Consider the following 15,213-nt stretch of genomic DNA (forward strand, 5'->3'; position numbering starts at 1 on the left):
GAAAACCGTGAAACGCACCATGCCCCTGCTGGGCCTGGTACTCGCCTGCACCATGGCGCTGAGCGCCTGCGGTGGTATCGGCGGCACCAGCGAATCCGCCACCGCGACGAACGTCGCGCAGATCCCGGAACTGAAACCGGATCAGCAGGTGTCGATCGTTTTCGAGTCCTACAATTACGGCCTCGCCGGATCGTGGACCAATACCTTCAACGCGCTGATCGCCGAATTCTCCAAGCAGCACCCGAATATCAAGGTCACCGCCCAGAAGCCGCAGGGCAACAGCCCCAACCCGGCCACCGACACCATCTCCAGCATCCAGAACCAGATGGCCGCCGGTACACCGCCTGACGTCGCCCAATTAGGTTTCAGCGACCTGGATTTCACCATCCACAAGCTGGGCGCCGAACCACTGGACAAGTTGGTCGGCAAGCAGGCGGTACAGGCCGAATTCGACGGGCCGAAGTACCCGTACGCGCCGCGCGCCCGGACCCTGGACGACTGGGACGGCCACACCTACGGCGTGCCGTTCGTGTTCTCTACCCCGGTGCTGTACTACAACGCCTCGCTGTTCCAGCAGGCCGGCCTGGATCCGGCCAAGCCGCCGACCACCTGGCAGCAGGTCGCCGACGCCGCCCGCGCCATCGTGGACAAGACCGGCAAGGGCGGTGTCTACATCGACTGCCTGACCAAGACCGCGAAGGACTGGTGCTTCCAGTCCATGGTGCGTTCCAACGGCGGCCGGGTGATCTCCCAGGACCGCAAGAAGCTGACCTACGCCGACGCTCCCGCCGTCCAGGTGGCCCAGCTGGGGCAGCAGCTGGTGAGCAGCGGCGAGATGCCCAAACTGGATCAGAAGCAGGGTTACGAGGGCTTCGCGCGCGGTGACGTCGGGATGATCCTGGAGACCAGTTCGGTCCAGGGCGTGTTCGAGAGCGGCGCGAAGAACAAGTGGTCGTTGCAGTCCGCGGCGATGCCCAGCTTCGACGGCAAGCCGACCGTGCCCACCAATTCCGGTGCGGGACTGCACATCCTGTCCAAAGACCCGGCCAAGCAGCGCGCTTCCTGGGAGCTGCTCGAGTTCCTCACCAGCCCGCAGGCGTACGCCCTGATCGCCAAGGGCATCGGTTACCTGCCGCTGCGCACCGGCCTGCTCGACGACCCCGACGGCCTGAAGACCTGGGCACAGCAGAAGCCGCTGCTCGCCCCGAACGTCGCCCAGCTGGACCGGATGGAGCCGTGGGTGTCCATGCCCGGCAACAGTTATCTCCAGGTCCGCGACGGCATGATGGACGCCGTCGAATCGATCGTCTTCCAGGGCAAGGATGCCCAGTCCACCCTCACCGCCGCCCAGAACGCGGGCGCCCAGCTGCTGGCCGCCTCATGAACAATCTCACCGTCATCCAGCTGACCGATACCCACATCCGCGCCGCCGGGGAACTGCTGCACGGTTGCGTGGACACGATGGCCAATCTGACCGTCGTGTTGCAGGGGCTGTGCAACGGCTCGCGGATCGATGCGCTGGTGCTGTCCGGCGACCTCACCGACAACGGCGCGCCCGAGGCGTACCGCCGATTGCGCGCGGCCGTCGAACCGGTGGCCGCCGAACTCGGCGCGACGGTCGTCTACGCGATGGGCAATCACGACGAGCGCGTCGCGTTCGGGGCCGAACTGCTCGGCCTGGACGCGGACGGCATCGATCCGCGGCAGCCGCACGATTCGGTCGTCAGCGTTTACGGACTGCGGATCATCACGCTGGACAGTTCCACCCCGGGCCAACACCCGGGATACCTCGAAGCGGACCAGTTGGCTTGGCTCGCCGAGCAATTGGACGCTTCCGCGCCGCGCGGCACGTTGCTGGTGCTGCACCATCCGCCGGTTTCGTCGGCGAATCCGGCGGCGGAGGTGCTCAAACTCCAGAATGCCGAGGAGCTGGCGGCGGTCGTCGCGGGCAGTGACGTGCGGATGATCGTCTGCGGGCACAACCATTTCACCGCCGCCGCGGCCCTGGCCGGGATCCCGGTGTGGCTGGGCCCCGCGGTGGCCTACCGGCTCGACCCGATGGCGCCCGTGGGGCGGCACCGGGGCATCAGCGGATTCGGTTACAGTCGAATCGATGTCGTGGGCGACACCTTCGTAGCCACCGCCGTGGAGGCCACCCCCGCGCCGGAGGTCTACAGCCGGCCGCAGTCCGAAATGCTCGAGCAACTGGCGGCCGCGGCCGCCGAGGCACAATGACGTTCGTCGTCGACACCACTGCCGAGCAGCAGCACAGTTCCGTTGCGGCAGAGCCGGTTCCGGTGCGTCGTCCCGCCCTTCGCCGGGCGGGACGGCGCGCCGTCCCGTATCTGTACCTGACCCCGGCGCTGGTACTGCTGGTGGTGTGGACCTATCGGCCGTTGGTTCAGGCGCTGGAGCTGTCCACCTACTCCTGGAATCTGCTGCCCACATCACCGGCGACATCGGTGGGTTCGGCGAATTACCTTCGGCTGCTGGATCTTCCGGCGTTCAGCGACTCGATCGTCCGCACATTGGTGCTGATCGCCGGTTTGCTGCCGTTCACCGTGCTGCTGCCGCTGCTGCTGGCCCTGGCCGCCCGGCGCGTGTCCGATCGGGCGCGCACGGTCTACCAGGCATTCGTCTTCGCGCCCTTCCTGGTCGCGCCGGTCGCCGCCGCCGCGGTGTGGCGCTGGCTGCTCACCCCGCGCAGCGGTGTGGTGGATCGGGTGCTGGGCTCGGACCGCAACTGGGTGTACGAGCCGTCCAGCGCGCCGTGGGTGATCATCGTGATCACCGGCTGGCAACTGCTGGGTTTCGCGGTGCTGGTGGTGTGGGCCGGATTGGCCGGTATCAGTGGCGATTACGACGAGGCGGCCCGGGTGGACGGGGCCCGGCCCGGTCAGATCCTGCGCTGGATCACGCTGCCGATGCTCTCGCCGACGCTGCTGTTCCTGGTGCTGACCACGGTGCTGCTCAGCCCGGTGCTGACCTTCCCCCTGATCGACACCCTCACCCAGGGCGGGCCGACGCAGTCCACCACGAATATCTATTACCTGTTGTGGGACTACGCCTTCCACAGTTTCGACGCCGGATTGAGCGCGGCCGCGGGCGTGCTGCTGTTCCTCGGCTTCGGGGCGATCGCCGGAGTGCTGGTCTGGATCTCGGAAAAGGTTTCCTTCCATGACGATTGACCGATTGCGCACCGCCGGCAGCCATCTGCTGCTGGCGGTCACGGCGCTGCTGTGCGCCTTCCCGATCTACTGGCTGTTCGCCACGGCGCTGCGGCGGCCGCAGGACATCTGGTCGCTGTCACCGATCCCGTGGCCGCTCTCGACGGCCAACTACCTCGACGCCGCCCGCCAGGTCGACGTGCTCGGCCTGATCGGGAACACGTTCTTCATCGCCGCCCTGTCGGCCGCCGGGCAGCTGCTGGTCGCGCTGCTGGCCTCGTACGCCTTCACCATGTACACCTTCCCGCTGCAACGGGTGCTGTATCTGGCGTTCGTCGGTACCTGGCTGGTGCCCTTCCAGGTCACCATGCTGCCCAACTACATCCTGCTCAATCAGCTGGGACTGCTCAACACCCTGATCGGCGTGGTCCTGCCGACGCTGTGTTCGGCGATGGCCGTACTGCTGCTGCGTCAGCACATGGCGGCGTTCCCGAAGGAGCTGGTGGCGGCGGCCAAGATCGACGGGCGCTCGTCCTGGTCGATCCTGTGGACGGTGGTGGTGCCGAATCTGCGGCCCGCCCTGGCCGCCCTGGCGATCCTGCTGTTCATCAACGAGTGGAACGAGTACTTCTGGCCCGCGGTCGTGCTCCGCAAATCCAATGGTGTGCTGCAACTCGGATTGCGCAGCTTCCTGTCCAGCGCCGAGCGGGATCAGTGGGGCCCGATGATGGCGGTGGCCAGCCTGGCGTGCCTGCCGGTGCTGCTGCTGTATCTGGTGTTGCAGCGGCAGATCGTCAACGCGTTCGTGCGGTCCGGGTTGAAATAAGCTTGGTAACAACGACTTCGGGGCCGGTCCAGGAGATTTCCCGGACCGGCCCCGAACTGTGTCGTGCTCAGCGCGCAGGTACCGCCGTAGTGAGCGAACCGATCAGCGCGGTGTCGTGCTCACCGGCCCGGAAGCGCGGATGATCCAGGATGTCGTGCAGGAATTCCGCGGTGGTGACGACGCCGAGGCCCGCGATCCTGGTCTCCGCCAACGCCCGCCGCATCCGCGCGATGGCCGCGGCCCGGTCCGGCGCCCACACCACGATCTTCGCCAGCAGCGAATCATAATGCGGCGGGATCGAATACCCGGTCTCGATATGGGTGTCCACCCGCACGAACGGCCCGCCGGGCAGCACGCATTCGGCGAGAGTGCCCGGCGCGGGGGCGAATTCGCGGCCGGGATCCTCGGCGTTGATGCGGCATTCGGTCGCCACGCCAGGCACTCGCCGCGGCGGGACGGGTCTCGAGGATGGTCATCGTTCCTCCAGAGGTCGAGGCACGTACCGGGTACAGCCCGCGGGCAACCGGGCCCCGGCCGCCCGCAGTTGCGCGACGCGCGTGAGATAGGCCGCGCCGTACATCAATTCGTCGGCGACATCCGCCACGTAACGATTGCTCGGGGCCGCCAGATAACTGCCCGCCGCCCAGGTGTTGAACGCGCCCATCGCGGGGCCGCACCAGATCTGATAGTCCGCGGCACGGTCGGCCTCGCCCCGGATGCTCCACCCCGACGACAACCCGAGATACCACCGGAACACCAGGGCCATCCGATGTTTCGGGTCCTCGGCGGCGCCGGCCAACTGCGCGGGATCACGCTCGGAGAAGAAGTCGACGCAGTCACGCCAGATCTCGTCCACCGGCCGCCGCAACACCGTCCGCTCGAGTTCCAGACGCTGGTCGGCCGGGATGTCGTCGAGTCCGTCGTGAGCCCGGTAGAACTCGTAGAGCCGCTGCGCCCGCGAGGCGAACATGGTCCCCCGGCGCAGCACCTGCACCTGCACACCGAGTTCGAACATATCCGAGGACGGAGCCATGGTGCAGTCCGCGAATTCCGCTGTGGCCAAGAGCTTCTTGGTGTGCTCGCACTGCGCTGCCTCGCGGCAGGACTGATTCACCGATCCGGTCACCACATAGGCCGCGCCCATCGCGAAGGCCGCCGCGACCGCGTCCGGGGTGCCGATCCCTCCGGCGACACCGATCCGCACCCGCGCGGTCGCCGCCAGATCGCGGGCGATCCGGTCGCGGGCGGCGACGATCTCCGGAAACAGCACGGTCAGCGGGCGCCGGTCGGTGTGCCCGCCGGAATCCGCCTCGGCGGTGATGTCGTCCGCCATCGGGACCTGCGCTGCCAGCCGGGCCTGTTCGGCGGAGATCTCGCCGCGTTCGGTCAGCGCCGCGAGCAACCGGGCGGGAGCGGGCCGCAGGAACAATTCGGCGACCTCCACCCGAGATACCTTGGCGATCAACCGATGTCGGCATTCGATGTTGCCCTGCCGGTCCACCGCCAGTCCGGCCGCGCGGTACCGCACCACCTCGGCGGTGAGATCCATGAACGCCGATGCCTCCACACATTCCACCCCGTGTCGCAGGCAGGCGTCGACGATGGCGCGCTCCAGCGCCGGTTCGGACGGACTGTGAATCAGGTTGCAGGCGAACGGATGTCCGGACAAGATGCGGGCGAGTTCACCGAGCGCCGCGTCCACCACCGCGGGCGACACACCGGCAGCCCCGTAGGAGGCCAGATATCCCGCCCGCGACATGGCCGTCACCAGGCCGGGCGAGGCGATCCCGTTGGCCATCGCGCCCGCCGCGTAGGCGGCACGCACACCGTGCGCCGACCGAAACGCGCTGTCGCCCAGCCGCTCCGGCGGCAGCGGACCCACCGCGGTGAGGATCTCCGAGCGGGCCGCCAGCGCCTGCGAAGCGGTCACCCCGACCCGGCCCTCGTGCCGGACCACCCAGCAGGGCGCCCCGACGTCCAGCAGAATCGCCGAGATGTCCGCCTCATCATGGACGAGCGCGGGAACACCGAAGGTCGTCATCGGAGAACCGCCCGGAGATCGAGTCGTTCACAGCGAGTCGGATCGAGGGTGTGTTGTTGTTTCGATTGCACGACAACGGCTTTCGATAGGAGGGTCACGGCAGCACCGCCCGGTCGGCGAGTTCGATTGCCAGATCGATGAGTTCGTAGATGCGCAGACCCGGCTTCCACAGCGATCCGTCCACGACCACGGTGACGGTGTGCGCGTCGCGCCGCACCTGTTTGATGTGCGCCTCCAGCTCGACGGTGCCGTCGCTGGGCAGGAACTGTCCGCGATAGCGCCAGGAGAATTCGATATCGCACGGGATGCGGAACACCGGATCGGTCATCCCGTCGGCGAATCCCGCGTCGAGCATCCACTCCTGCACCGCATGGATCACCGATTCGACTCCGAGCGAGCCCGGAATCACCGGGTCGAGGTGGAAGTGCCGATCGAAATACCAATCGGTGCTGTCGATTTCACGCAGTGAGTGCAGGTAGCCCGCCTCGTGTTCGCCGCCGCCGTCGACCACCTCGATGCGGTCGATCAGCGCCAGCGTCCGGCGCGCGCACAGCGGTGCGGCCGGATCGGCGCGGCGGGCGGCCACGTCGATCACCCGGGCCGGTTCCCGCGGATGCTCGGCCCGCCAGCTGGGTACCGAGCGGCCCGCGTCGAGTCCGGTCTGATTGGCCAGCGCCTGGTCGCTGAAATAGCCGAACATGGTCTCGCCCGTGTAGAACGGCTCCCCCTCGACCGACAGCGTGTAATCGAAGGTCTGCAACGAGGATCCGGGCAACAATGTGGTCGACAACAGTCGCGACGACTGTTGAATCGTGCTGTCCCGCAGATCGATTCGACGCAGCACACGTGCGCTGCCGCCGAGGTTGCGCAGACTCAACGTGGTGCCCGGCTCGGTCAGCGTCGGCCCGGCGTAGTAGCCCATCAGCAGCGCCGCCTGCAAGGAGGTCTCCATGTAGACGAAGTGCGGCATCGATTCGTTGGCGGTGTCGCCGTAGTACCAGGAATCGCCCGGCGAATCGTATTCGCTCGTGTACGAGGCGCCGTCCAGGACGCCGCGCGCGCCGTCGAAGGTGAGCACCCGATCCACCAGCAGCAGCCCGCCGGTCGGCAACCGCGTCGCGCGAACCCCGGTGTACCGCGCGAATTCCGGCCCCATCGCGATGGCTTGATCGCCGCGCGAGAGGTGGACCATGTGGAATTCGTTGAGCAGCGATCCGGATTCCGCCGCGCCCGGCCCGACCCCGGCACCCGCGGCTTCGACCACCGTGACCGTAACCGCCAGCACCCCGGCCGCGGTGTGTGCGACCGCGGCCACGTGCGGCCGGGGGATCAGATCGATATCACCGACCACCAGCTCGATCCGCCCCGCGCCGCCACCGTCGACACCGTCCACCGCGGCGGTCAGCGTGCTGCCCGACAGGCACAGGTGAATACCCGCGAAGATCGCGAACACCTCGGCGGCCTGGATGGCCGCCGCGCGCACATCACCCTCGAATTCGGCTGCCACCCGGCCTTTTCCGTCGCCGCCGCGCAACTCCAGCGCCTCGACCCGAGTCAGGACCAGCGGCTGTGCGGCACCGACGCGCACCGCCGACACCACGCCCGCCCGCCGATAGGCCGGGCCGAACACGTCGGTCACCTCGCCACGGGTCAGCTGTTCCAGCGCCGCGCGATCGAGTGTTGTGCGCCCGGATCGGGCGAGCGGCTTGAAGGCATCCTCCGCCGCGATTGCGGTGGCCGCCGCAGGATTCGTCGCCACCGTGGCAAGCGTGGCCGCCGCTGGGCCGGCGATACCGGTTCCGGCTGCCCCGGCAGGCTGCCGAAGGGTGCGCTGCGCGTCCGACGCCACCCGATCGAGGGTGGTGCGTCCGGATCGGGTGAACGGCTCGACGGCGGCGGCCGAATAGGCTCCGCCCTCACGAGCCCGCTCCCACAGCGCGCGTTGTACCGCGACCTGTGCGCCCAGCGCCGCCCGATGGGCAGCCACCACCCCGGCGCGGATCTCCGCCAGCACATCAGCCCCGTCGGAATACGTTGCTGACGAATCCTTCTCACCCGAACTCGCCGGAGCAGAGGAATTCGGCGCGGTCGGCCGCACTCCAGCCGAATATGTCGCGGTCGCGCTCTTCTCGACCGCAGTCACCGCGAAATGCGGCGCGCGCGATTGCATTGCAGCGGGATACGTTGCGGCCGTGGCCTCCTCGACCTCGGTCGCCGGAGCGGCGGCGGGATGCGATGCCGATGGCGGGCCTGGCACGGGATACGTGGCGGCCGTGACCCTCTCACCCTCAGGCGCCGGGGCCGCAACGGAATACAGTGCGGCTGACTGCCCCGCAACGGGAGATGTTGTGGCCGTTGCCCTCACCTCGGCGGCCATCGGGTCAGCGGGCGGCGCGAGAGTGCGGTCGGACATCCCGGCCGGTCCCAGGCCGCTGGTTTCGGCCACCCCCGACCCGGGACGCGGCGCGCCCGTCGGGTCGAAGGCGATACCGTCGAACTCCAGAATTGTCATTGCCACTGCCTTACCGAGGTCTGGAACTTCTCCGTCAGGTCCGGGGTGGTCACCACGGTGACGCCCGAGAACCGTTGCAGCACAGTGCCGTCCAGGTCGGTCGCGGTCGCATCGATGCAGACCTCGAACGACGACCCGCCGCGTGGATTGTCGACCACCACCAGGAAGGGCTCGCTCACCGGCAGCCGCCGGTAGTACTCGGCCCGGCCGATTCCCAGTGGCAGGCATGCCGCGCCGACCAAACGGTGTCCCAGCACCGGCGGGCATTGCAGGATCAGATCCGCGCAGACCGGATCGTGCAATCGCCCGCCGTACGCGCCCGCGCCGACTCGCGTTGCGGGCAGGGCACATTCGAAGACCATCGCGATGTCCGAAGCGCTGCGCACCCGGCGCAGCCCCTGTAGCGCCGGGCCGTGGAACTGCACCCCGTCCTGGTAGATCCACTCCGCAGCGGACCCGGGGCCGGCGGGCACCGTGATGCGCGGCGGTTCGCCCGGCGCGCGGGTGCACACCAGGGTGGCCCGGTAGTGCGTGGTGCGGCCGTCCAGCATGCGGACCGACACCGTGACCTGGTCGTCGGCCGTATCGGCGGGGTCCGCCACGATGTCGACCTCGTCCACCGGGCGGTCGAAGACGATGCCCTTGACGACCTCGAAATCGTGCACATCGGTGACGGTCAGTCCGGGCAATCTGCGTTCGGTGACATTGATCAGCGCACCGAGCGCGAACGTCGCGGGCAGCACGATGTGCTCGCCGATGCGATGCGCCGCGATCACCGGCTCATCGGTGAGCCCGGCGAGGCCGCGTCGCACCCGCGCCGGTGCGGGAGACGGCGTCGCGCTGGACAGGGCCACCGCCTCGCCCACCAGCACCACGGTGTCGGCGCGGCATGCCGGAGTGAACTGTTCGGCGAAGGCCGCGACACCGGTTTCCGGTGCCAGCAAGGGAATTCCGCGATCCCGGAACAAGCGGCGCAGTTCGGGCGTGACCATGCCACCATCCCAGGCGCCCCAGTCGATCGCCACGGCGTGGCAATCCGGATGCCGGGTGCGCCAACTCGTCGCGAACCGGCACAGCGCCTCGTTGGCGGCCGCGTAATCGGCCTGCCCGGCATTGCCGAACAGTCCGGCGACCGAGGTGAACAGCACCAGATGTCGTGGCCGCTGCACCGCCGCGAGCGCCGCGGCCAGTCCCGCGAGCTTCGGGCGCAGCACCCGCGTCACCGATTCCGCGGTCTTGTCCGCGATCATCGAATCGGCGAGAACTCCCGCACCGTGCACGATCCCGGTCAGGGTGTCCCGCCAGGGCTCGACCGCCGCCCGGACCGCTTCGGCATCGGTGACGTCGGCCGCTGCGTACACCGCGCGGTCGCCGAGTTCGGCCAGGGTGGAACGGATCTCGCGAACCGCGCGCACCGAGGCGCAACTCCGGTCGATCTCGCGCGGGGTCACGCCGGTACCGGCGAGGGCCCGCACCGCGGCACTCTTGAGATCCGGATCCGCGACGCCCGCAGCCCATTCCGGCTCCGGTGCGAGTTCGGTCCGGCCCAGCAGGACGAACCGCGCAGGACTGCGCCGGGCCAGAGCCAGCACACACAGCGCGGTGACGCCACGCGCGCCACCGGTGACCAGCAGGACATCGTCGGCCGACAGCGTCGTCGGGTCCGGAGCGCGGTCCGGATCCACCCACGTCACCGTTGACGCGGATGCGTGCCTGCTGGGCACCGGCGCGCGGCGCACCCCCGCCGCGTCGATGCCGATCTCGGCGGTATCGGTGGCGGCGTCGAACAGTTCGGTGACCACCCGGGCCGCGGCGGAGGCCGCATCCAACCCCGGGTCGATATCGAGCGCACGGCAGAACAGCGTGGGCTCCTCGGCCGCGACCGTCTTGACCATGCCCCCGATCCCGCCGATCAGGGCGGACACCGGATCCCGGTCGCCGCGATAGCCCAGTTCCCCGTCGAGCCGGGTCACGGTGCAGAAGGCCGCCCGCTGACCGGCCTGCCGCAGCACCCGCACCGCACGACCGGCCGCGAGGATGGCCTCGGTCAGAATATCCTGTGCCGCTCGCCATTCCGTGGCCACGCCGACGACCACCAGCACCGCGTCCACCGGATCGGCGGCCAGTGCGGCCGGATCGGTGGTGTGCCGGGCGGTCCAGCCCAGCTCACGCAGAGCGTCGGTGATCGCGGCGCAGTCGGCCCCGGTGTCGTCGCCGATCCCGAGCACCACCGCGAAAGCGTCGCTGGGATACGGGTCGACGAGGGTGTCCACCGGCGCGACGGTGATCAGATCGATGGCGTACCGCGGCGCACCGGCCGCGGCCTCAGCTTTTGGGTCCGCATCACCACCGGCGGTCTCCGCGAGCCGGGCGGCGATGAGGTCCAGGGTGCGCAAGGTCCCGAGTTGCTCGGGGCCGAGGCTGGGTAGATCCGGGAACCTCTCCTGCAATGCCCCGATCACCTGGACGCGCTTGATGGAGTCGACACCCAGATCCGCTTCGAGATCCATTGCGGGATCGACCATCTCGACCGGATAACCCGTCTTCTCGGCGACCAGTTCCTTCAGCGCGGAACGCAATTCGTCGGCCGAGGCGGCGGAAGCCGAGGGGGCCGAAGCCGCCGCAGAAGTAGCCGAGGACGATGCGGTGAGCGCGTCGGCCACCTGGTCCAGGGTGCGCAGGGTGCCCAACTGCTCGGGGCCCAGGCTGGGCAGTTGCGGGAACCGCTCCTGCAGGGCTCCGATCACCTGCACCCGCTTGATCGAATCCACCCCCAGATCCGCCTCGAGATCCATTGCCGGATCCACCATCTCGACCGGATAACCAGTCTTGTCGGCGACGACTTCCTGCAGGGCACGGCGCAATTCGTCAGCGGTCGCGCCGGGCGCAGAAGCCGGAGCGGGGACAGGAGCCGAAGTCGCGGCGGCGGAACCGGCCAGCAGTGTCGCCACCTGATCCAGAGTCCGCAGGGTGCCCAACTGCTCGGGGCCCAGGCTCGGCAGATCCGGGAACCGTTCCTGCAACGTCCCGATGACCTGCACCCGCTTGATGGAATCGACGCCGAGATCCGCTTCGAGATCCATTGCGGGATCGACCATCTCGACCGGATAGCCGGTCTTGTCGGAGACCACCTCTTGCAGCGCACGACGCAACGTCGCCACATCGACCGCAGGTGCCGCGGCACCGTTCGACGCGGCACCGTTGGAAACGGCGTTGTTCGATGCGGCATCGGCCGCAGCGGTGCCGTTGACGGTGGAAGCTGCCGGACGAGCCGGTTCCTGCACGAAGGCGGAGGGAGCCGGAACAGCCTGCGGCACCGAACTTTCCGCCACCGGCGAAGCGACCGGAGCTTGCAGCGCGGGCCGCCGCACCGGCACCGGAGCGACCCGGTGCACCGGTGCCACCTCGACACCATTCTCCAGCCCGGCCAGCTGAGCGAGCACCTCGCTGGCGCGAGAATGACTGTCGCTGACGGCGATTCCGTGATCCTTCACCGCCTCGATGGCCCGGACGGTACCTTCGTCCAGGCCACCCTGTGCGAGTGCACCGGCCAGACTCCGTGCCAGATCCAACTGACCGTCGAGGTATTGGCGGTGGGTGTCCAGATGCTGAACCAGCGCGGTGTCCAGAGCGGTGTAGTCCGGAACGGCGGTGGCCCCGGCGTCGCGGTAGGACGGTTGGGATGACACGAAATTCTCCGGAAGGTCGGTCGAGCGGACGACGTCCGGCTCGGCGGCGATAGCTGTAATAGTCTGCGAAACAGCGTCATTCGAGGACGACACCGGCAGCGCCGCCACCGGCTGCGGCGCGGCGGCGGTCACCCGGTAGCCGTCGCCGAGGGCGGCGGCATGGGCGGCCCGGCGGGTCTCGGGCACATATTCCGGCGCGGACAGGGTCACGGTCATACCCCGCTGCTTCGGCGGCGCGGCGGGTGCGGGCGCGGCATAGCGGTTGATCCCGCGAATGTCGAAGCCCAGCACCGCGAGTCGCACGGCTGCCCGCTTCAGGGTGAGGTCGCCGTCGCCGATCGGCCCGGAGTCGGTGGCGATCGCGATCACCTCGTCGCCGAGGGTGCGCCGGACCAGTGAGGTGAGAATCTGCTTGGGCCCGAATTCGACGAAGACGTTGCATCCCGCCGCACGCATCGCGCTCAGCGCGTCCGCGAACTCCACCGGCTTGCTGAGCTGTCCGGTGAGTATGTCCCGGTTGGCCGCGACATCGTCGCTGTATTCCGCGCCGGCGGAATTCGCGTAGACCGGAACCGCGGGCGCGCCGATCGACACCTCGGCCACCGCCGCGGCGAAGCGATCCACCGCGTGCGCCACGTACGGGGTGTGGAAGGCTCCCGAGACCGGCAGCTCCCGGGTAGCGATCTCGCGCTGCGCGGCGCGGGCGGCCACCTCGGCGATTCCGGCCGCACCACCGCCGATCACCACCTGATCGGGCGCGTTGTGGTTGCAGATCCACACATCGCCGACCCCGTCGATCAGCTCGGACACCACCTCGCGGGTGGCGCCGACCGCGGTCATGGTGCCCGCGTCCTCGCCCTCGGGCACCACCATGGCCGCGCCACGCGCCCGCGCCAGGGCGAAATAGTCGTCGGTGGACACCGCGCCGGACGCCCACAGCGCGGTGAGCTCACCGAAGCTGTGGCCCAGCAGCCCGTCCGGCCGGAAGCCGAATTCGTTCAGTACCCGGAACTGGCCGACCGCCAGCGCACCGATCGCCGGTTGCGCGAAATCGGTGCGGCGCAACAACTTTTCCTGCTCGGCCTGTTCGTCCTCGTCGAACGCCGGGGCCGGGAACACCACGCTCGCCAGCCGCCGCGACGCCTCGGCGAAGGCCGCGTTGGCCGCGTCGAAGGCCGCACCGACGGGCGGATTGTTCAGTGCCGCGGTCGATCCCATATCGACGTACTGGCTGCCCTGTCCGGCGAAGAGCGCACCGGCCACGCGCCGCGGCAGCGCCGCCGCGCGGAAGTGGATGCCCTCGGGATGATCCCAGGCCGTGGCGTCCGGATTGCGCAGCAGTTCCTCCGCCGCCAGATCGCGCAGGTGGTCGGCGTGCTCGTCATCGATGGCGACGAACCCGATCCGGGCGTGCGCCTCCGGAATGTCGCCGCCGTCACCGGGTTCGGTGGTGCGCATCGCTTCGGCCAGGCTCGCCACATCCGGCGCGTGCCACAGCTGGGCGCGCGGCACCCGGTGCAGCACCCGCTGCGCGGACCGATCGGCGTCGGCCTCCTCCAGAATCAGGTGAAAGTTGGTGCCGCCGAACCCCATTGCGGAGGCGGCCGCGCGACGCACCGGACGTCGCGGATCGCGAATCCACGGCCGGGTGCGAGTGTTCACATAGAACGGCGCTGTCTCCCAATCGAAGTCGGTATTGGGCGCCTCCACGTTGATCGTGCCCGGCAGCACCTTCTGATGCAGCGCGAGCGCCAGCTTCATCACGCTGGCGGTGCCGGCCGCGCCCTTGGTGTGACCGATCTGCGATTTGACGCTGCCCAGCGCCGCGAACCGGGATTCCTCGGTCGCCTCGGTCAGCAGCCCGTTCAGCGCGGTCAGCTCGGTCCGGTCACCGACCGCGGTGCCGGTGGCGTGCGCCTCGATGAGTTCCACGTCGGCGGGCGAACATTCGGCGTCGCGGTAGGCGCGGTCCAGCGCGACCCGCTGGCCCTCGGCGCGCGGCGCGTAGATGCTCTTGGACCGCCCGTCGCTGGAGGATCCCAGGCCGCGGATCACCGCGTAGATCCGGTTCCCGTCGCGGCGCGCGTCGGCCAGCCGGCGCAGCGCGAGCATGGTGATGCCCTCACCGAGCAGGGTGCCGTTGGCCTGATCGGAGAACGGGCTGATCCGCCCGGTCGGCGAGAGCGCACCGACCTTGCTGAAGCACATGTAGATGAAGATGGTGTTCTCGGTGTCGACGCCGCCGGTGATCATCATGTCGGCGCGGCCGTCCTGCAACTCCGCGATCGCGGTGCGGATCGCCGCCAGCGAGGCCGCGCAGGCCGCGTCGACCGTGCAGTTCATCCCACCCAGGCCGAGCCGGTTCGCGACCCGTCCGGCGACCACATTGGCCAGCAGGCCGGGGAACGAATTCTCTTCCCACGGTGCGAAAGCCGTGACGAACCGGTCGGCGATCGCGTCGGCGTCCTTCGCGCTCAGACCTACCGAAAGCGCGGCCTCCTTGAGCACCGGCGTGGACAGCCGCGCGGCCAGCGGATGCATCAGCGGTACCGGGCCGGTGGTGCCCAGCACGACACCCGTGCTCGCGGCGTCGTACCAGTCCGAGCCGACCGCCCCCGCGTCGACCAGCAGATCCCGTGCCACGCCCAGGCTCAGGGTCTGCATGGTGCTGGTGACCTCCAGCTGATTCGGCGGCAGGCCGAACTCCAGCGGATCGAAATCGACGTCGGGCAGGAACGCGCCGCGCCGGGAGTAGGTCTTGTCCGCCGCCGCGGGGTCGGCGTCGTAATAGTCGTCGAGGTTCCACCGCGACGACGGGACCTCCTCGATGCAATCGACACCGTCGACGATGTTCTGCCAGAACTGAACATGATTGTGGGCTCTGGGCAAGAGCCCCGACATCCCGACGATGGCGATCGGGTCGCGCGCCAGGCGTCTGTCGTCCGTCACAGGTAATCCTCTCGAACCTGGTAGGCCGC

At 69.0% G+C, this 15,213-nt stretch carries 8 protein-coding genes; 4 read left to right on the forward strand and 4 right to left on the reverse strand.

Going from position 1 to position 15,213, the window contains the following annotated elements:
* The first annotated feature begins 7 nt into the window (after nucleotides 1-7).
* From NM2_RS32985 to NM2_RS33000, 4 genes are read left to right on the forward strand one after another with little or no spacing between them, the layout of a single operon-like run.
* Nucleotides 8-1,384 (forward strand): ABC transporter substrate-binding protein, encoded by a 1,377-nt coding sequence (locus tag NM2_RS32985; protein WP_245718327.1) that lies wholly within the window; start codon nucleotides 8-10, stop codon nucleotides 1,382-1,384.
* Nucleotides 1,381-2,235, forward strand: a complete 855-nt coding sequence (locus tag NM2_RS32990; protein WP_067677121.1) for a metallophosphoesterase — start codon at nucleotides 1,381-1,383, stop codon at nucleotides 2,233-2,235. Before NM2_RS32985 ends, NM2_RS32990 begins: the two co-directional genes overlap by 4 nt.
* The gene (locus tag NM2_RS32995) at nucleotides 2,232-3,188 is read left to right on the forward strand and encodes a carbohydrate ABC transporter permease (RefSeq protein ID WP_084531809.1); all 957 of its coding nucleotides are present in this window, start codon (nucleotides 2,232-2,234) and stop codon (nucleotides 3,186-3,188) included. The genes NM2_RS32990 and NM2_RS32995 overlap by 4 nt, the downstream gene beginning before the upstream one ends.
* Complete coding sequence (locus tag NM2_RS33000) at nucleotides 3,178-3,993, forward strand: carbohydrate ABC transporter permease (protein ID WP_067677123.1); 816 nt, start codon at nucleotides 3,178-3,180, stop codon at nucleotides 3,991-3,993. The genes NM2_RS32995 and NM2_RS33000 overlap by 11 nt, the downstream gene beginning before the upstream one ends.
* A 67-nt stretch (nucleotides 3,994-4,060) precedes the next feature.
* Here NM2_RS33000 and NM2_RS33005 read toward each other — a convergent pair whose 3' ends face one another.
* From NM2_RS33005 to NM2_RS33020, 4 genes are all read right to left on the reverse strand, one after another.
* Nucleotides 4,061-4,426 carry a hypothetical protein gene (locus tag NM2_RS33005; RefSeq protein ID WP_067677126.1) on the reverse strand — a complete coding sequence of 122 codons (366 nt, stop codon included), beginning with the start codon at nucleotides 4,424-4,426 and terminating at the stop codon, nucleotides 4,061-4,063.
* 39 nt (nucleotides 4,427-4,465) lie between these two features.
* Entirely contained in the window at nucleotides 4,466-6,034 is a 1,569-nt protein-coding gene (locus tag NM2_RS33010) for a PfaD family polyunsaturated fatty acid/polyketide biosynthesis protein (RefSeq protein WP_067677128.1), read from the reverse strand.
* Nucleotides 6,035-6,128: 94 nt separating this feature from the next.
* Nucleotides 6,129-8,546 (reverse strand): beta-ketoacyl synthase, encoded by a 2,418-nt coding sequence (locus NM2_RS33015; RefSeq protein ID WP_245718328.1) that lies wholly within the window; start codon nucleotides 8,544-8,546, stop codon nucleotides 6,129-6,131.
* Nucleotides 8,543-15,184, reverse strand: a complete 6,642-nt coding sequence (locus NM2_RS33020; protein ID WP_067677132.1) for a type I polyketide synthase — start codon at nucleotides 15,182-15,184, stop codon at nucleotides 8,543-8,545. Before NM2_RS33020 ends, NM2_RS33015 begins: the two co-directional genes overlap by 4 nt.
* Nucleotides 15,185-15,213: the final 29 nt, after the last annotated feature.

This window comes from Nocardia miyunensis NBRC 108239 (assembly GCF_001613065.1).
Taxonomy (GTDB): Bacteria; Actinomycetota; Actinomycetes; order Mycobacteriales; family Mycobacteriaceae; genus Nocardia; species Nocardia miyunensis.

Bases quoted from the DNA above. Each gene is read 5' to 3' on its own strand.
- NM2_RS32990 (WP_067677121.1), top strand. From the start codon at position 1,381: ATGAACAATCTCACCGTCATCCAGCTGACCGATACCCACATCCGCGCC.
- NM2_RS32995 (WP_084531809.1), top strand. From the start codon at position 2,232: ATGACGTTCGTCGTCGACACCACTGCCGAGCAGCAGCACAGTTCCGTT.
- NM2_RS33000 (WP_067677123.1), top strand. From the start codon at position 3,178: ATGACGATTGACCGATTGCGCACCGCCGGCAGCCATCTGCTGCTGGCG.
- NM2_RS33010 (WP_067677128.1), bottom strand. From the start codon at position 6,034: ATGACGACCTTCGGTGTTCCCGCGCTCGTCCATGATGAGGCGGACATC.
- NM2_RS33015 (WP_245718328.1), bottom strand. From the start codon at position 8,546: ATGACAATTCTGGAGTTCGACGGTATCGCCTTCGACCCGACGGGCGCG.